General features: G+C 70.5%; 15 protein-coding genes and 1 pseudogene. 6 read left to right on the top strand and 10 right to left on the bottom strand.

The genetic code is table 11. The annotated features are described in order from the left end of the window. Window positions 1-79: 79 nt before the first annotated feature. The 3 genes from ACFZBU_RS46805 to ACFZBU_RS46795 all read right to left on the bottom strand — a co-directional run bounded on the left by ACFZBU_RS46805 (window position 80) and on the right by ACFZBU_RS46795 (window position 2,856). Complete coding sequence (locus ACFZBU_RS46805) at window positions 80-880, bottom strand: 2-keto-4-pentenoate hydratase (RefSeq protein WP_391589958.1); 801 nt, start codon at window positions 878-880, stop codon at window positions 80-82. Continuing rightward, window positions 877-2,241 (bottom strand): NAD(P)/FAD-dependent oxidoreductase, encoded by a 1,365-nt coding sequence (locus ACFZBU_RS46800; protein ID WP_391589957.1) that lies wholly within the window; start codon window positions 2,239-2,241, stop codon window positions 877-879. The genes ACFZBU_RS46805 and ACFZBU_RS46800 overlap by 4 nt, the downstream gene beginning before the upstream one ends. 303 nt (window positions 2,242-2,544) lie before the next feature. Beyond that, a complete protein-coding gene (locus tag ACFZBU_RS46795) occupies window positions 2,545-2,856 on the bottom strand; it encodes an EamA family transporter (RefSeq protein WP_391589956.1) in 312 nt (103 codons plus the stop codon). A 53-nt stretch (window positions 2,857-2,909) separates the two neighbouring features. On the opposite strand from ACFZBU_RS46795, the pseudogene ACFZBU_RS46790 reads away from it, so the two are divergent. After that, window positions 2,910-3,543: pseudogene (locus ACFZBU_RS46790) on the top strand (LysR substrate-binding domain-containing protein); the annotation flags it as partial. A gap of 311 nt (window positions 3,544-3,854) precedes the next feature. Here ACFZBU_RS46790 and ACFZBU_RS46785 read toward each other — a convergent pair. The 3 genes from ACFZBU_RS46785 to ACFZBU_RS46775 are packed head-to-tail and all read right to left on the bottom strand — an operon-like array spanning window position 3,855 to window position 7,576. Then, complete coding sequence (locus ACFZBU_RS46785; protein ID WP_391589955.1) at window positions 3,855-4,484, bottom strand: DUF1989 domain-containing protein; 630 nt, start codon at window positions 4,482-4,484, stop codon at window positions 3,855-3,857. After that, on the bottom strand, window positions 4,485-5,951 hold the full coding sequence (locus ACFZBU_RS46780; protein WP_391589954.1) for an APC family permease: 1,467 nt from the start codon (window positions 5,949-5,951) through the stop codon (window positions 4,485-4,487). It lies immediately after the preceding gene. Continuing rightward, window positions 5,948-7,576: an amidohydrolase gene (locus tag ACFZBU_RS46775; RefSeq protein WP_391589953.1), complete on the bottom strand. Its 1,629-nt coding sequence runs from the start codon at window positions 7,574-7,576 to the stop codon at window positions 5,948-5,950. Before ACFZBU_RS46775 ends, ACFZBU_RS46780 begins: the two co-directional genes overlap by 4 nt. A 110-nt stretch (window positions 7,577-7,686) precedes the next feature. Between ACFZBU_RS46775 and ACFZBU_RS46770 the strand changes: the two genes are divergently transcribed. Continuing rightward, complete coding sequence (locus tag ACFZBU_RS46770; RefSeq protein WP_391589952.1) at window positions 7,687-8,685, top strand: LacI family DNA-binding transcriptional regulator; 999 nt, start codon at window positions 7,687-7,689, stop codon at window positions 8,683-8,685. Between the two features lie 220 nt (window positions 8,686-8,905). Here the strand turns inward: ACFZBU_RS46770 and ACFZBU_RS46765 are convergent, their stop codons facing one another. Then, complete coding sequence (locus tag ACFZBU_RS46765) at window positions 8,906-9,769, bottom strand: carbon-nitrogen hydrolase family protein (protein ID WP_391589951.1); 864 nt, start codon at window positions 9,767-9,769, stop codon at window positions 8,906-8,908. Between the two features lie 302 nt (window positions 9,770-10,071). On the opposite strand from ACFZBU_RS46765, the gene ACFZBU_RS46760 reads away from it, so the two are divergent. Beyond that, the gene (locus tag ACFZBU_RS46760) at window positions 10,072-11,808 is read left to right on the top strand and encodes a SpoIIE family protein phosphatase (RefSeq protein WP_391589950.1); all 1,737 of its coding nucleotides are present in this window, start codon (window positions 10,072-10,074) and stop codon (window positions 11,806-11,808) included. A gap of 277 nt (window positions 11,809-12,085) precedes the next feature. On the opposite strand, the gene ACFZBU_RS46755 is transcribed toward ACFZBU_RS46760, so the two are convergent. Both ACFZBU_RS46755 and ACFZBU_RS46750 read right to left on the bottom strand, forming a co-directional pair. After that, complete coding sequence (locus tag ACFZBU_RS46755) at window positions 12,086-12,610, bottom strand: hypothetical protein (RefSeq protein WP_391589949.1); 525 nt, start codon at window positions 12,608-12,610, stop codon at window positions 12,086-12,088. 11 nt (window positions 12,611-12,621) lie between these two features. Beyond that, window positions 12,622-13,440, bottom strand: coding sequence for a hypothetical protein (locus ACFZBU_RS46750; protein WP_391589948.1), 819 nt, complete (start codon window positions 13,438-13,440; stop codon window positions 12,622-12,624). Window positions 13,441-13,726: 286 nt separating this feature from the next. Here ACFZBU_RS46750 and ACFZBU_RS46745 point away from each other — a divergent pair, with 286 nt between their 5' ends. Continuing rightward, window positions 13,727-14,689, top strand: a complete 963-nt coding sequence (locus tag ACFZBU_RS46745; protein WP_391589947.1) for a TAXI family TRAP transporter solute-binding subunit — start codon at window positions 13,727-13,729, stop codon at window positions 14,687-14,689. 69 nt (window positions 14,690-14,758) lie between these two features. On the opposite strand, the gene ACFZBU_RS46740 is transcribed toward ACFZBU_RS46745, so the two are convergent. After that, entirely contained in the window at window positions 14,759-15,571 is an 813-nt protein-coding gene (locus tag ACFZBU_RS46740) for an IclR family transcriptional regulator (protein ID WP_391589946.1), read from the bottom strand. Between the two features lie 213 nt (window positions 15,572-15,784). Here ACFZBU_RS46740 and ACFZBU_RS46735 point away from each other — a divergent pair, with 213 nt between their 5' ends. Together ACFZBU_RS46735 and ACFZBU_RS46730 are read left to right on the top strand one after the other, a co-directional pair. After that, on the top strand, window positions 15,785-16,861 hold the full coding sequence (locus ACFZBU_RS46735) for an NAD(P)/FAD-dependent oxidoreductase (protein ID WP_391589945.1): 1,077 nt from the start codon (window positions 15,785-15,787) through the stop codon (window positions 16,859-16,861). 95 nt (window positions 16,862-16,956) lie between these two features. Next, window positions 16,957-17,295, top strand: coding sequence for an indolepyruvate ferredoxin oxidoreductase subunit alpha (locus ACFZBU_RS46730; protein WP_391589944.1), 339 nt, complete (start codon window positions 16,957-16,959; stop codon window positions 17,293-17,295).

Genomic DNA, 17,295 nt, shown 5'->3' with positions numbered 1-17,295 from the left:
CTTCACCGGCGCGGCCGAGGGTCCTTCCCCGGCCGTCGTCGGTGTCGCAGCTGCTGTCTTGCCGGAGTTCGTCACGAGGTCACTTCCCGGTCCGTATGCCGACCGACCCGAGGCCGGTGATGTGCGCGGTGAGGTGGTCGTCGGCGCCCAGGGCGGTCATCCGGCCCAGCGCGCCGGTGAGCACGATGTCGCCCGCGCTCAGAGGTGTGCCCAGCGCGCCGAGGGTGTCCGCCAGCCAGACGGCGGCGGTGAGCGGGTGGCCCAGGCAGTCGGTCCCGGTGCCCCAGGAGACCGCCTCGCCGCCGCGGGTCAGCGTCATCACGCAGTTGCCCAGGTCCACCGCTGTGGGCGAGACCGGGACGGTGCCGAGCACGAAGGCCGCGGAGGAGCCGTTGTCGGCGATGGTGTCCACCAGCGCGATGTCCCAGTCGGCGATGCGGCTGTCCACGATCTCCAGCGCGGGCAGCACGAAAGCGGTGGCCCGCAGCACGTCGGCGATCGTGTGCCGGCCCAGGTCCAGATCGCGGTCCAGGACCAGGGCGACCTCGGCTTCGGCGCGCGGCCGGATCAGGCCGGTGAACGGCATCTCGGCGCCGTCGGCGTAGGCCATGTCGGCGAAGAGGGTGCCGAAGTCGGGTCGGTCGACTCCGAGTTGCCGTTGTACGGCGGTGGAGGTCAGGCCGATCTTGTAGCCGACCGGGCGGCGGCCTTCGGCGATCCAGCGGGCGACGTTGTGGCGTTGTACGGCGTAGCCGCCGGCGGCCGGATCGGTGTCCGGGAGTTGGGTGCGGATCGGCGGGATGGCCGTCCCGGTGCGGTCGGCCTCGTACAGGAGGTCCGCGACGCGGGCGATTCGCGGGTCGTCGGGGTGCTCGGTCACGGTGCCTCCTTGCCGTTCGCGCCGACCGCGCGTGGCGATTGGGCCTCGGGGTGGGATCGAAGCCGAGCCGCCAATGGGCCCGGTGCCGCGGCGGTCCTGGCCAGGGCTCGCAGGTCGGTCGTGGGGGAGGCCAGCGCGGCGGCGTGCACCGGCAAGCGGCGCTCGATGAGCGTGCGTGCGGCGCGCAGTTCGCGTGCACGGTCCAGGCCGGCGGCGGCTACCGTGATGCCGCCGCGGGTCCAGAAGCCGAGGAAGCCGCCGTCGGCCGGCTCGCCTGCCTCGGCCGGGTCCACCGGGTCCACCGTGGTTGCGGCCTCGGTGCGCAGGACGAACTCGTCGCCGGGGGCCGGGCGTCCGTACATCTGTAGGGTCCGGCCGTACTGCTCGGAGTAGAAGTAGGGCAGTGCGGTGTGGCTTTCCGGGACGCCCGCGAGCACGGCGCCGGCGACCGCGCCCTGCTGCACGGCGTTGTCCCAGTGTTCGATCCGGCCTCGGGTGGGCAGATGCGGATGCGGCTGGTTGGTCGCGTCGCCGGCGGCGAGGATCCACGGCACGCTGGTGCGGCAGTGCCGATCGACGACGATGCCGTCGTCGCACAACACCCCCGCTGCCTCGGCGAGCGCGGTGTCGGGTCGTACCCCGACGCCGACCACCACGGTCGCGGCGGGCAACAGCTGTCCGTCGGTGAGGCGGACCCCGGTGACGTGGGTGTCGCCGGTGAACGCGGTCACCGACACCCCGGTCCGCAGCCGTACCCCGGCCCGTTCGTGCAGCGCGGTCATCCGCGCGGCCAACACCGGGCCGAGCGGGCCCTCCAGCGGCCGGGCGCCCATCTCGACCACGGTGACGTCCAGGCCGGCCTCGCGCGCGACCGCCGCGACCTCCAGACCGATGAAGCCGCCACCCACCACGACCACCGGACCGCCCGCGCGCAGCCGGGCGGCGAGCGCCCGGGCGTCGCGCACGTCCCGCAGCGTCAGCACGCCGGGTAGTTCGGCGCCGGGCACCGGCAGGGTGCGCGGGAGCATGCCGGTGGCGAGCAGGACCCGATCGGCGTACAGCGTCTGCCCGTCGTCGAGTTCGACGGCCCGGTGTTCGGGATCAAGGGCCAAGACGCGCGTGGCGGGAAACAGCGTGATCCGCTGCTCGGCGTATGCCTGCCGGGGCAGAATCGCATGCAGGAAGGCGTGCTCGCCGCCGGCCAATGCCTTGGACAAGGGCGGTCGTTCATAGGGGAGTTCGCTTCCCGCCTCGACGACGGTGACGCGCCCGGCGAAGCCGTGCCGGCGCAGTGCGAGAGCGGCGGAGATGCCGGCCGCGCTCCCTCCGACGATGACATGGTGGTGCGTCTCGTCGCCCATGTGAACTCCGTTCTCCCCATCCCCCACGGGACGGAGGCCGCAAGGCTACGAACGGACCGGCACGCGCGCGGCCGACCGTTCCGGCGACCGGGACACAGCCTTGGGTCGGCGAAGTCGCGCGATCTACGGTCGTGAATCGGATGGCGGACTCGGTGGTGGGTGTGACTGATCGCCGGGGACGACGAGGCAACTGTCCCCGCAGGAGTGGACGCCCCTCTGACCGGATGGGTGTGGACGCTCGTCACCGGTCCATCGCCTGAGCAGGATCGCTTGGTCACCGGGTGCATGTCCCGGGTTCCGAGATCATCCCGTGGTGCCGTTCCGGCGTATCCGAACCATGCCCTTGGTGGAAGCAGAGAGCGCTGTTGTGACGGCTACGGCGTTGGCACCGACGATCGCCCAGATGGCTGCCCACGCGGCCGCATCGAGGTGTTGGTGGAGTACGACGAGACCCACCAGGGCGACAAAGACGGGGTGGACGCTCATGAACACGCCGAAGGAGTGCGCCGGGACACGTCGGAGTGCGAGCAGGTCGGCGAGGAACGGCACCACGGAGGGCAGGACTCCGGCGGCCAGTGCGCCGGCGAGGGCGGCCGGGGTCGGGGACGCTGCCACAGGTCCCGACAGGGAGGTAGAGCGCGCCAGACGGCTGCTGCTGCGGCTTGGGCGTCTCCCGCAACCTCCTCGCCCTGGAGGAGATCCTCGGCGTACGGCTCCTGCACCGCACCAGCCGCACGGTCGCCCCCACCACCGCAGGCGTGCAGGTCCTCGCCCGCGCCCGCCCGCTGCCGGCCGGCGCCGACGACCTCGTCACCGAAGCCGGCACCGGCCACAGCCGCCTGCACATCGGCCACGCCTGGTCCGCCTCCGGCCGCCGCACCAACGATTCCGGCGTCGCTGGCATCACGACCATCCCGAGATCGAACTCCGGCTCATCCGCCACAACTCCACCACCGGCGGGCTCGACGAGGGGTTGTGCGACCGCGCGATCGTCCGCGCCCCACTCGACCTCGAGGCCTGGTCACACGCCTTCGTCGGCCACGAACACCGCTGTCTGGCCCTCGCCTCCGACGACCAGTGGGCACGCCGACGCAGCATCCGTCTGGACGAAGTCTCCACCCGCACCCTCGCCCTCGACCGCCGCACGGCACCACCGCCCTGAACCTGTGGCCCGAGGCCCAACGACCCGCCGTCGAGTACATCCACATCTGGCGCCGCCAGGACCCGCACCCGGCCACCCGCGCCGCCGTCGCTCTCGCCATCGACCTCTACCGCGAGACCGGCAAGCCGCAATTGCGGTGATGAAGTCGCGGCCGCGGAGCGAGCAGGGCCACGCGGCTCGCCCGCGCGTGCCCGGCTCCTGGGAGAGTTCCGGTGTGCGGTGCCCACCGGCGGCGCCCATTGCGGGTTGTTCCGCCCGAGGGTTGACGTCGCGGCCGACGAAGCCGGAGACGCCGCCCCACCGGAAGTTCGCGGCTCGCGCATCGGCCGTCGACCGATAGACGGCACGGGATGCGGGATCTGAACGGTAGGTGCGGACACGTACGGACACGCGGCCCGTCGTTTCGGTGGGACGCGGTCACCCACCCCGTTCCGCGGATGAGCGGCGATGGTCAGGGGTCCACGAGGATCTCGAAGTCCCGTGGCGAACCGTCGCCGCCGTTGGTCGGGTAGTGGTCGTCGGGACAGGAGGACACCACAAGCGTCAGATCCATCTCCGCGCGCAGTTCGACGTACATCCCCGGACGGAACGGCGGCCGCTTGTAGACGATCTTCCCGCCCGGCTCCACCTCCGCTGTCATGAACAGGTTCCAAGGCTGCGGCGGATCGGCGGTCGGCCACTGCGGCAACGCCTGTGCGTGGTTCGCGGTGCAGCTCCGATGGGTGCCCGGGAGGCCGACGTTGAGGTACGTCTCTGTCCGGCACGGCGCGATCAGGGTGTCGTGGTCGATGCCCGAGGTGTCGTCGACGACAGTGACGCAGGCCCGGTAGCAATTGGTCGACAGCGTGTCTCCCGGTCGGAAGTGGATCCGCTGCAGCACCTCCCTGCACTGCGAGAGGCCCAGATACTCGCCCGGGTCGTCTCGTGTGTGAGCCCACAGATCCACCACCTGTGTGCCGGAGGTGTTGACGACACGAAGCGTCTGCCCGCGACGGACGTCGACCGCAGTGCCCCGGCCCGCGGGCACGATCACACGTCGAGTCGGATTCGTGTCGTCGCCGGCCGCGTCGTAGGCGTGCATCTACGCTCCCTCGGTTCGGCTCGGGGCCTGCGCGAGCAGGTCGTCGTGCGAAAGGGCCGGTTGCGGCTCGTGGCGAACCCGCCTCGCGCGCCGCGTTGCCACCGCGCCGGCGAGGAAGGCCACCGGTACGACGAGGAGCAGGACGGTGTTGGTGGCCGTCCCGGCTCCGGTGAGGACGGAGAAGTTCTCGACGATGAGGTAGAGGGCTGCGGTGAGCGCGACGGCGGCCACGGTGGGCGCGATGAGCCGCCGAACGATTCCAACGCCGTGGGAGTCGCGTGCGAAGAACACGATGATCGCGATGGAGCACAGAACCTGGAGTCCGATGATTCCGGCGATGCCGATGCCGTTGAGCCACAGGAACGTCTGCAGGTACGGGTCGGCCCCGAACAGTTGGAAGCCGACGACGCCCAGGACGGTCAAGGCCGTGACCAGCAGGCTCGCGTTGGCGGGCGAGTGGGTCCTCGGGTCGGTCCTGGCGAGGACGCGAGGCAGTACGCGATCGCGCGCGAGAGCGTGCAGGTATCGGGCCGAGGCGTTGTGCACCGCGAGTACGGAAGCCAGGGCACTGGTCACCAGGAGCAGGTGCATCGCGTCGCTGACGGGTTTGCCCACCCATTGGGTCATCGCGACGAAGAACATGTCGGCCGGATCGGAGTCGGCCGTCTCGATGGCCTTCGATGCGCCGAAGGACATGATCACGGCCCAGACGACGAGGGAGTAGAACACTGCCAGGAAGCCGACCGCGATGTATGTCGCCCTCGGTACCGCCCTCTTGCCGTCCCTGGTCTCGCCGCGGTAGATGGCGGTCGACTCGAATCCCAGGAAGGCTCCGAAGGAGAGGACGAACAGGCCGCCCACGCCGGGCGCGAAGATGTTTCCGGGGCTGAAGCCGTCGAGACTGAGTCCTTCCGCGCCGCCTTGGACGACGACCGGCACGGTGAAGACGAGGAGGACCAGGACCTCCAGGACGAGGATCGTTCCCAGGACCTTGGCGCTCAGGGTCACGTTGAGGTAGCCCAGGATCGCGACGATCGCGCCGCCGATCGTCGCCCACACGCCCCAGGGCACGTGGAGTCCGAACACCGATTCGGCGCTCTGTTGGGCGAATACGCCGATGGCGGGGACGAATCCGACGGCGATGGGGATGTAGGAGGCGAGGGCCACGAAGGCGGCGCCCCCGCCGACGACGCGGCCGAGCCCTTCCGAGATGTAGGCGTAGAAGGCGCCGGGGTTGGGGACGTGCCGGGTCATCGCCGTGAAGCCGACCGCGAACACGAGCATCGCGATGCCGCCGAGCAGATAGCCGCCCGGTGCTCCGATGCCCCCGAACTGGATCGCGAGTGGCGCCACGCCCGACATGACCGCCAGCGGCGCGGCCGCCGCGACGACGAAGAACACCAGATCCCACATGCCGAGCGCGTTGGGTCGCAGTTCCTTCGAGGGTTCCCGCGCGGAATCGTTCATGGTCTTTCCTCTCCGAACGAGAACCCGCCGTCGACGATAGTGGCGAGCACGGGCAGTTCCGGCAGTTCGTCGGCGGGGACCCGGAGGGGGTCGCCGCCGAAGCAGGTGAGGTCGGCGGCCATGCCTTCGACGACGCGGCCGCGCGAGGTGTCGCCGAGTGCCTTCGCGGCCGCGACCGTGTAGGCGTGCAGGGCCTCGGCGGGTCGCAGGACCTGATGCGGTTCGAAGACCGCACTACCTGCGAGGCCCGGTGGGCGCCTGAGTTGTGCCCAGGCCATCCCGACACGTGGGTCGAACGGCGCCACCGGCCAGTCGGAACCGAGTGCCAGCGGGATACCCAGGTTCAGCATGTCCCTCGTCCGGTACGCCCGGGACGCGCGGTCGGGGCCCAGGCGGGACGACCACTTGTCCGACCGATCGTGGCGGCGCCATTGCATCTGGAGAGGTTGCATCGACGCGGTGGCGCCGAGCCGACCCATGCCGGACAGATCGGCGTCGGTCAGCGTCTCGATGTGCTCGATCCGATGGGGCGCGCCGTTCGCGGCGAGGACCCCCACCTTCCGATACGTTTCGACGACCTCCCCCACCGCCCGGTCGCCGATCGCGTGCGTGGCGATCTGGAACCCCTCCGCGGCGTATCGCGACACCACGTCCGCGAACTGTTCCCGATCCGTCCAGTAGGACTTGTGGCTGTGGCCGCAGGTGTCGGGCTCGTAGAGCCATGCCGTGCCCGTCTCGACGACGCCGTCGAGGAACAGCTTGATCATGCCCGTGCGCCATCGACGCCCGCGGTCGGTCCGTCGCGCGACGAACTCTTCGACACCGTCGTCCCCGCGCCCGGGTTCGTGCCACAGGGCGACGTCCAGGCGGACGGGAAGATCCTCGGTCGTCTCGATCTCGGCCAGCAGGTCGAGGGTGTCGAGGGACCCGTCCATGACCACGCCCCCGGTGAGCCCGGTGCGGGCGAAGTCGCGCAACACGCGCGTGGTGTGTTCCCGCAGTTGCGAGCGGGTCACCTGCGGGCATGCTCGCAGGAGCAGCTTGTAGGCACTGGGCTCGCGGAGTTCGCCCGTGGGCCGGCCGTCGGCGTCCACGACCACGACCGACTGATCGGCGAACGTCTCGCTCCCGTCGATGCCGGCGTGCGCGAGCGCGGCGTCCGTCGCCACGCCGGTGTGGAGGTCGTGGAACATCACCACCGTCGGCATGGCGTGCACGGCATCGGCGAAGTCGACGCCGCGGATCGGCCGCCCCTCGAGCGCGGCGTAGTCCAGGTTCCAGGCGAAGACCCACTGTTCGCCTCTGCGGACCGTCGCGTCGGCCTCGGCCCGCAGCGCGGCCAACACGTCCCGGAAGCTGGTCAGTCCGCCGAGGTCGGCGCCTCGGGCCAACTCGGCGCCCCAGATCGGGTGCGTGTGGGAGTCGATCAGGCCGGGGGTGACGGTCCCTCCGTGGGCATCCACGAGGGAACCGGAGGGCCGGGAGGCCAGGACCTCCGCCGATGTGCCGACCAGGGTGATCCGGCCGTCACGCCACGCCACCGCTTCGGCGACGGGACGCGCCGGATCCATCGTGTGCACGTTCGCGTTGACGATGGCGCCATCGCGCAGTGATGAGATTCGCATGGCCAGACCGTAGCCCAAAACGATTTGGGCGTGAAGGGGGCAGCCGAATCGCGATGGACTACGGTGTGCGGATGGCCGCGCGTTCCGGAAAACGAGTGACGATCAAAGACGTGGCGGAGACCGCCGGAGTGTCCATCACGACCGTCTCTCATGCCCTGAACGACAAGGGCGAGGTCAACGCCGAGACCCGCCGACGGGTTCGCGAGGCCGCGGCCGCCCTGGGGTACCGCCCGAACCGGGCCGCCCAGGATCTGCGCGGGACACCGCGCAAGTCCGTCGCGCTGATCCTTCCGCGGACCGACGGCTCGCCCGCGGAGGCGGAGTCGATCGGGCTCGACTACTACCTCGAGATCGCGTCGGCGTGCGCCGGCGCGGCGTTCGCGGGCGGCAACTCCCTCGTATTCCCGCCGCCTCTGGAGACGGCCGAGGAGTGGGCGCAGATGGGTCTGGACGGCGTGATCATCTGCGACCCGTCCGAGGAAGACCCCCGCATCGACATCCTGGAAAGCGTCGGTGTGCCCGTGGTCACCATCGAACCCGACGCCGGTCGTCCCGATCGCCCGTTCTACGTCCGCGCCGACACCACCGCCAGCACCGTGGCCCTGCTGGATCACCTCAAGGCCGCGGGCGCGCGGAGAATCGTCCTGCTGTGGGCCGAGTCGACCTGGTCGTGGGCCCTGGAGACCCGGGCGGCCTACGAGTCCTGGTGCTGGGCGAACGGACGAGGACGGCTCGTCACGCCGGTGCCGCTCGTGGCGTTGGAACTCAGCGCCTACCGGGCGACCATCGAACTCCTGGACGGCGAAGCGCCGCCGGACGCCGTCTTCGCCTCCGCGGAGAGATACTCCACCGGTGTACTGCAGGCGTGCCGGGAACGAGGGCTGCGCGTCCCCGAGGACATCCTCGTGGTCGGCGGCGTCGACGGCTCGACCGCGCGCTTGAGCGACCCCGCCATCACGGCCGTCGACCCACGCCCGACTCGGTTGGGGGCGGCTGCCATACACATGCTCCTGGAGCGCATCCAGGGCCTGGCCGTGACCGAACCGATCACCGTTCCCAGCGCGATCCACCTCAGGGCCAGCTCCACCAGGGCCCGGGCAGAGCCGTAGACACCAGGGCCGCGCGGAACCGCCCGAAGGGAGCCGCGAATTCCGTGCATCCCCGGTCGAACAGGCGGGTGACGACGAGCAGGCACCGGCACGCCGCATCGAGGCGCCGACCACGACCCGCCCTCGAACTCGTCCGCCCGGGAGGCACCCCACCGGGCGACCATTCGCTCCCGTCCGAACGACGCCCGCCGCGGGGACCGCCCGACCGTCGAGGAGCGGGTCATCCCTGCGGGCGCGTGGCGTGGATCGGGTCGACCAAGGCCCGGTACATCCCCGGACGCCGGTCGTGCAGGTACGGGTTCGCGCGTTGCGCGGCTGCCACGGCCGTCGTGTCGATCCACGCGTCGGCCATGCCGGACTCGGTTTCGATCCTCGCCAGCACCTCCCCCGAAGGACCGACCACGCTGCTCCCACCCACGTACGTCGTTCCACGCTCCTTGCCGGAGTGGTTCGCGTAGGCGACGTATATCTGGTTCTCCCACGCGCGCGCCCGGATCAGATGGTCCGCCACGAATGCGAACGGCTCCATCTGCGCGGTCGGAACGGCGACGAGATGAGCGCCGGCGATCGCGGCCGCTCGAACGTTCTCCGGAAACTCGACGTCGTAGCAGATCATCATGGCGACCTTCACGCCGTGGTAGTCCACCATCGTGAACGGCCTGTCGCCGGGCTCGAACAGGCGGCGGTCGAGATCGCCGAACAAATGCGACTTCCGATGACGACCCCGTACCTCGCCCTGGGAGTCGACGAAGTACGCCGTGTTGTACATCCGGGGTTCTCCGGACGAGTCGATCTCCGGAAGGCAGACGACGATGGCGACCCGGCATGACCTCGCGATCCGGCGAACGGGGTCGAGGAGATTGCTGCGCGCGAGATCGGCGAGCGGCCGGTCGATGTCGTAGCCGGTGAGGAACATCTCCGGCGTGACCAGGACTTCGAGACCCCGGCGCCGGGCCCGTTCGGCGGCCCGACGGAGTTCGACGAGGTTGGTCTCCGGGTCACCGGGGGATCCCGGCGATTGGAGGATTGCGACCCATAGACCGTCGCCCGGTCGTCGCCGTGCGCGCGCTTCGCGATCAGTCATGACTGTCTCCCGATCGGTGGGTGGTGGATGCCCGATACCAGGCGGAGGCGAATGCCGCGCCCGATGCCGTCCCTCGTCGGCGGAGCAGACACCCGTCCCCATGCGGACACGGGGGACCGTCGCGTACTTCCGGACCGGTCCGCGCTCCGTGTTCGCAAACCACTCTTCCCGCCAGGGTTGTGGCATTCGGAACCTAAAACGTTTTTGGCGTCATGTCAAGGTCCCCCGAAGCGCGGGCAGCGGTCCGGAGGGCGCCGTAGTCGGTTGCGCGGGTACCGTGGACAGGACCCGGAGGTGTTCCGATGGGCGCGGGAGACGAGGTTGGGCCGCTGCGCGTGCGGGTGCGGTCGATGTACGAGGCCGCAACACGTATCGGTGCCGATCTGGACGTGCGGCGGACGACGCAGGCCATCGTCGACGTGGTTGTGCCGGCCCTTGGGAAAGCGGCGACCGTCGACCTGTACCTGGCAGTCTCCGAGGGGGAGGACTCGGAAGGTGTCACTCCTGCTCCGCAGGGGACGATCGCTCGTTTCGCGGCGTGTGGTGACCTGCCCGAAGGCATGATCACGGCGGGCGGACGCTTGCCGTCACTGTCGATGGGCCCGCACGACGCGGCCCTGATGACCGGGGACGTTGTGGTGATCGAGGACGCCTGGGCGTTCATGACCTCGCGGCACGGCGTCGAGCCGACGCGGCGCATGGTTCCCGACCGCGTCTCACGGGCGATCGTCGCCCCGCTGTTCGCGCGAGGACGGCTGTTGGGGGTGGTCACCGTGTGGCAGGACCGGGCGCGAGACCTGCATCCCGACGACGTCGAGATCCTGCACGAGATTGCCTCGCGTGGCGGACTGGCCGTCGACAACGCCCGTCGGTACACGCGCGAGCACGCCACGGCGGTCGGGCTGCAACGTATGTTGCTGCCCCGAGCCACCACGGACACTGACGCGGCCGAGACCGCGGCGATCTACCGTCCGGCCGGCGAAGGGGCGGGCATCGGCGGCCAATGGTTCGATGTGATCCCCCTGTCGTCGACACGCGTCGGCCTGGTCGTCGGCGAGGCCTTCGGTCGAGGGCCGGCCGCCACCGCGACGATGGGCCAGGTGCGGGCGGCCATGCTCACCCTTGCCCACCTCGACCTGGAACCGGAGGAGTTGCTCACCCACGTGGACGATCTCGTCCGGCGCCTGGGCGCCGAGGCTGAACCGGGCGCGGATCCGGTGGGCGCGAGGTGTGTCTATGCCGTGTACGACCCGGTCACCTCGCGCTGCGTGCTCGCGGACGCCGGCCATCACGCCCCGTTGCTCGTCGCCCCCGGCCGGGAACCGGCCCTGGTCGAACTCCCGCCCGGGCCGCCCCTGGGTGGGGGCGGCATCCCGTTCGAGACGGCGGAGTTGGAACTGGGGCCTTCCTCGGTCCTCGTCTTCCACGGCAGCGGGTTCCTCGATCGCCAGGGTGACTCGGCAGGCACCGGTCTGCGCCGACTGCGGAGCTCGATCGGTCGACGGTGCCGGGCGGGCCGCGCCCTGGCCGACGTGTGTCGGGACATCGTCGACGACACCGCGCCCGAGGGCGAGTCCACGGACGTGGTCCTGCTGTGCACCCGCACGCGCTCGATACCCCCCGCGAACACGGTCCGGTGGGTCTTCCCGGCCCGGGCGGAGGCGGTGCCCGAGATCCGCAGGCTGGTGACCGAACAGTTGGCGGTGTGGCGGCTCGACGAGGAGGCCTTCGCCACGGAACTCGTGATCAGCGAGTTGGCGGGAAACGCCGTCCGCTACGGCGGCGATTCGATGACGGTGCGGCTGATCCGAGGAAAGGACCTGTTGGTGTGCGAGGTCGGTGACGGCAGCAGCACTCAGCCTCGCATCAGGCGAGCCCGCAGCACCGACGAGGGCGGCCGAGGGTTGTTCCTGGTGTCCCAGGTCACCGAACGCTGGGGCTGCAGGTTCGGACCCGACGGCAAGACGATCTGGGCGGAGCAGCGGCTGGATCGAGGGCGCGAGAGCGCTGGGGGATGGACGGGCCAGGCAGGGGAGTGAGCAGCGTTCTCGAATCCCGCGAGCCCATCGGCAATCGGATGATCTCCAGGCCGAGAATCGGGCGTTTGCAGGGCACCCCGGCCGCTGGAGGCGGTTGCCGCATGCGCACCCGCCGCACGTGTCGCTCGTGCACCACGCCTTGAGGGTCACTGCGGATGCAACGCCGCTGGGCGGCGGCCGACACGGCCGAGCACGCGGCGGTCCCCTTGCTCGCGGTGGGCGGCGCCGTCCCGTTCGGGAACGGGCATGCGTGACGGCGCCGCCCATCCGCCCGGGGTCAGGCCGGGGCCGGAACGGCCCAGGGGAAGGGGGAGAGGTCGAGCTCGGGGTGCACGGCGGAGCACGTGTCGCAGGTGCGGGCGTCCTTGTCGGCGGAGAAGCGGGCGCACGCGGTGGCGTAGAAGTGCGACATGGGTGTGTCGTTGTCGTGCGGCCATTCGTAGCGGTGCAGTTCCCGGTCGCAGCCCGGGCAGTACCAGGCAGCTCCCAGGCGCCCTGCGCGCAGCGGCAGGTAGCGGATGGTGGCGCCGGCGGCGCGGGGGACGATGCGGTGCGGGGTGCCGGCCGGTACGTAGACGTGGTCGCCCACGCCCATCCGGAACCGGTTGACCGAGCTTCCCCGCATGAGCACGTCGGCGGCGCCGGACATCTGGGCGAGCACCGTGTCCTTTTGGCAGATCAGGTGGAACGGTTGCGGCACTCGGTTGTGCGACAGGTGCAGTTGCGGGTCGGTGTCGTCGGGCAGGACCGCGGCGTCGGCGTAGTCGCCGAGTTCGGGTGCGACCTCGAGGGCGTGAAGCATGCGTCGCCGGTTCACGGTCGGCCGACCTCCTGGGGCTGCGCAGAGGACTGTGACGGGGACGGCGTCCCGGACGGCGAAGGCATGTTCGCCTCGGGGCGGGCCGCAGTTTGGCCGTCGCCGGCCGAACGCAGCGCATGGTAGGCGGCGTTGGCGGCCCGGGTCTGCTCGACCTGGCGGGCCCAGCCCCACCGTGCGGCGGGGAAGCCGTCGTTGACGTGGCCGCACTGCGCGCAGACGCGGCCCTGTTCGGTGTTGCGCAGATCGGCGAACTCGGCCGAGCCGACGGCGGTGGGGAACTGGTGTACGACGTCCTCCTCGCGGCCGTAGCGCTCGGTGTCGTAGCCGGGCAGGCCCACCGGGGTCGCGTCGTAGGCGTGCCGGACGGTCTCGGCCTTGCACTTTCGGCAACGGGCGATCATGGCCTCGGACTGGTCGCCCTCCTCGGACTGGTGCTGGGTGACCACCACGACGGCGTACGACGTCGGGTCCTTCTCGTCGCGCAGGAAGGAGTTGACGCCGTGCAGGTTCTGGGTCGCCATGATGTGGCCCGAGGACAGCATCGACCCTTGGGAGCCGAAGCCCACGACCACTTCGCTGACCGTGTTCCAGTGGAAGAAGTGGCCGTATTCCCGGTCGGGTCCGCCGATCATCACGCTGCCGCACGGGACGATCGCGCCGGCGTGGTCGTAGGGGAACAACGGCATCAGTTGGGACGCGGCCTTGGCCATGCGCTCGTAGACGTTGGCCTTCAGCGGCTCGAAGTCCGGATCCGGCGGCGGGATGTGCCTGGTCTCCTCGACCGGGGCCGAGGCGTGTTCGACGACGCTCACCACAACTCCTTTGGGTAAGAACGTTGCACGATGCGGAACAGCGAGCCTGATTGTGGTACTCGACTTCGCTCGCCGGCAAGGCCGATTCGGTTGTGAATCATGTGCGCCGCAGCATCGCGCCCAGCGCGTTCCGGGTGGAGAGCAGAGTCCCGGCGGGAAGTCCAGCCTTGTATCGGCCGAGGAATAAGCAGCATAGTACGGATCAGTGTTCTGCACAGTGACACATCCATCCCGGAAAGAGGATCGTATGCCGTCGAACTCGCGGACCCGGTCGGCGCCTTCCGAAGTGGGGGACGAACCGGGCCTGAGCGCACCGGTCACCCTGCACCTGCGCGGCGACTGGGGACAGGCCAACATGCACCGCATCTGTGGCTGGATCGCCCAGGAGATCGGCGACCGGGCGCCCGCGGGCTCCCGCTTCGCCGTCTGGTCCGGCCGCGGCGGCGCGGACGCGATCACCGCCCTGCGCGAGCGTGAGGCGGACATCAGCATCATCACGCCCACCGCCGCGGTGCGGATGCTCGCCCGGACGGGCGGCCTGGACGGGCTCCGCAGTCTGGGAGTGATCGGCCAGTGGGACCGTCTGGTGGTCGCGGTGGACGCCGGGCTGCCGGTGCACAGCGTTGCGGAACTCGCGGAGTTCACCGGCAGATTGACCGTGGCGACGTCACCCGACGACGGGGTCAACCTGGTCGGGTTGGCCGCGCACAAGGCGCTCGCCGTGGCCGGTGTGGATGCGGGAAGACTCGACTTCGTCTACGACGAGCGCCCGTTCCCGTGCATCGAACGATTCGCCGACGCGCACGCCGACGTGCTCGTGCACGAGGCGGTCATGACGCCCCGGTGGCAGCACCTCGATCGGCTGCGGCCGGTGAAGTACCTGCCCTGGGGCGACGACGTGCTGCGGGCCTTCGCGGCCGAGGGCTGGGGCGCGGCGGTGGTGCCCGCCGGATTCCTCCCCGGGCTGACCGAGGACCTGCACACGCTGGACTTCTCCGACTTCGCCGTGCTGTGCCGCGAGGACCTCCCGGAGGAGGTCGCCTACCTCGCCACGTGGTGCATGGTGCGCACCCGTCGGGCCCTGGAGGCGCAGTACGCACACCTCCCGGCCGATCGTTCGCCGGTGACGTATCCGCTCGTGCCCGCCGACATGGCCCGCACGCCGATCGCACTGCATCCCGCGGCGGCGCGCGCGTACATGGACCTGGGCGCCGACGACGCGCCCGACGATCCACTCATGTGGGGCTGAGCCTCCCGTCGCGACGATCGTGGCCGGGCCCCGCGTCGCCGGGCCCGGCCACGACGCCGCGTGCGGGGCTCAGCCGATCCGTCCGCCGAGTTCGGCGGCCGCGTGCCGGGCCGCCTTCGCGGTGTCGCCCATCCACTCCCGGCCGGCCCGGGAACTGGGCGCGGTCACCGAGATCGCGGCCCGGGCCCGACCCCGCTTGTCCCGGACGACGACGGCGACCGCGCACACGTCGTTTTCGCTCTCGCCGTCGTTGGTCGCGTACCCGCGCTCGCGGACCTCGTCCAGATGGGCACGGAGCCGGTCGAGCGAGTCGAGTGTGTTCGGGGTGGGCGTGCCCAGCGGATCCGACGGGTAGAGCGCGGCCAATGCCTCGGCGGGAAGTTCCGCCAACAGCACCTTGCCCGCCGCGGTGGCGTGCGCGGGCAACGTCCAGCCGATCCGACCACCGGTGCGCAACGTCTGGACGCTTTCCACGCTGTCCAGGAAGAGCACCTCGGTGCCGCGCAGGTGGGCGAGGTGGACCGTTTCGCCGATCTCGTCGCGCAATCGGACCAGGGTGCCGTGGGCGAGCGTGCGGATGTCGATGTTCTGCACCACCGACAGACCGATGTCGATCAGCGCGGGACCGGCTCGGTAGGCGCGGGAGAGGGCGTCCTGTTCGACGAAGCCGTGGTGGCCGAGCGTGGCCAACATGCGGTGCACCGTGGAACGGGACAGTCCCATGTCCCGTGCGACCTGGTTGACCCGGAGCATCTCGCTGTCCTCGAACATGCGCAGCAGGCGCAGCACGTTGTCGACGGCGCCGATGAGTCCGGCCGGGCGTTCCGTCCGGGCTGCTTCCTTCTTGGTCGCTTCCTCGCGATGACCGCTGTCTTCTTCCACGCGGTGCACAGTAGCGCAGCGATTTCAACCCCCGTTCGGTCTCGCTCGATTCCAAATGGAGAGCTCCGTCCGGGCCGCTTCCCTCCCGGGTCGCTTCCTTGCGACCACCGCTGTTCCGGGTAAGCCGGCGTGCTGTGGCGCAGCGATTCAACCCTTGCCCCTGTTCCATGCAATGGTGCATCCTGTGGATCACTGTTCCGTATGATGCGTCATATGAGTCTGGCGCGGAGGAGCCCCAATGCCCACTCGGCCCTCGGGGAGCTGACCATGTACCCACCCGTCCCGCAGACCCCGCCCGACGCGACCCTGGTCACGGATCTGCTGATCGTCGGAGCCGGCCCTGCCGGGCTCTTCGCGTGCCACTACGCGGGGATGCGCGATCTGGACGTGACACTGCTCGATTCGCTGCCCCACCTCGGCGGCCAGGTCGCGGCGCTGTACCCGGACAAGGAGATCTTCGATCTGGCCGGCTTCCCGACAGTGCTGGGACGGGAGTTGGTGGCGCGGCTGACCGAACAGGCGCTGACCGCCGAGCCCTCGATCCTGCTCGGCGACGGCGCGGCCGAACTGCGCCACGAGACGGACGCGGTGGTGGTCACGACCACCGGCGGTCGACGGATCCATGCCGGCGCGGTGCTGATCACCGCCGGCATCGGCCGCTTCACCCCACGACCGCTGCCCGCCCTCGAGGGCTTTCGCGGGTCCGGCGTGCACCACGTGGTCTCCGCGCCGCACGAGTACGCCGGTCACGACGTGGTCGTCGTCGGCGGCGGCGACAGTGCCGTCGACTGGGCCAACACCCTCGCCCCACACGCCCGCACGGTCACCCTCGTGCACCGCCGGGCCAGGTTCCGCGCGCACGAGCACGCAGTCGCCCGACTGCTGGACTCGCCGGTACGGGTCCACACCAACAGCGAGATCGCCCAGGTGCACGGCGACCGGGCGATCCACGCGGTGACCGTGCGCCACTGCGATGACGACCGACTCGAACGGTGCGCCGCCGACGTGCTGATCCCGGCCCTGGGGCACGTCGCCTCGCTCGGCCCGCTCACGGGCTGGGGCCTGCGGATCGACCGACAACAGATCGGTGTGGACACCGACATGTCCACCGGCATCGACCGGGTCTACGCCGCCGGGGACATCACCGCCTACCCCGGAAAGGTGCGGCTGATGGCGGTGGGGTTCGGCGAGGCCGCGACCGCCGTCAACAACATCGCGGTACGGATCCGCCCCGACGAGGACCTGTTCCCGGGCCACTCCAGCGACCGTGTCCCCGCGCACACGCGCTGACGCCGCCGGCAGCCCCGAGCCGGAGGTTCCGGGCGCTCAGAAGATTCCGATGTCCTGCGGGCCGGATGCCACCGAGCCCGAAGAGAGGAGACGGCATGACGTATGTGATCAACGAGAGGTGCATCGGCGAACTCGACGGGTCGTGTGTCGACGTGTGCCCCGTGGACTGCATCTACGAGGGCCTGACCAAGCGCTACATCAACCCCGTCGAGTGCATCGAGTGCGGTGCCTGCCTGCCGGAATGTCCGGTGGACGCGATCGTCGCCCCGGCCGGCGGTCCCGACCCCGCGTGGGTCGCCGACAACGCCGCGTTCTTCGCACTGCCGCTGCCCGGCAGGAACACCCCGCTCGAGAACCCCGGCGGGGCCTACGGCACCGGGGCGATCGGGGTCGACACCCCCCTCGTCACCGGCTGGACCAAGGAGTCGAAGTAG

It is taken from the genome of Embleya sp. NPDC008237, assembly GCF_042956465.1.
In the GTDB taxonomy this organism is placed as follows: domain Bacteria; phylum Actinomycetota; class Actinomycetes; order Streptomycetales; family Streptomycetaceae; genus Embleya.
Note: the sequence above shows the minus strand (reverse complement) of the source record. Positions and strands in the feature narration are given on the sequence as shown.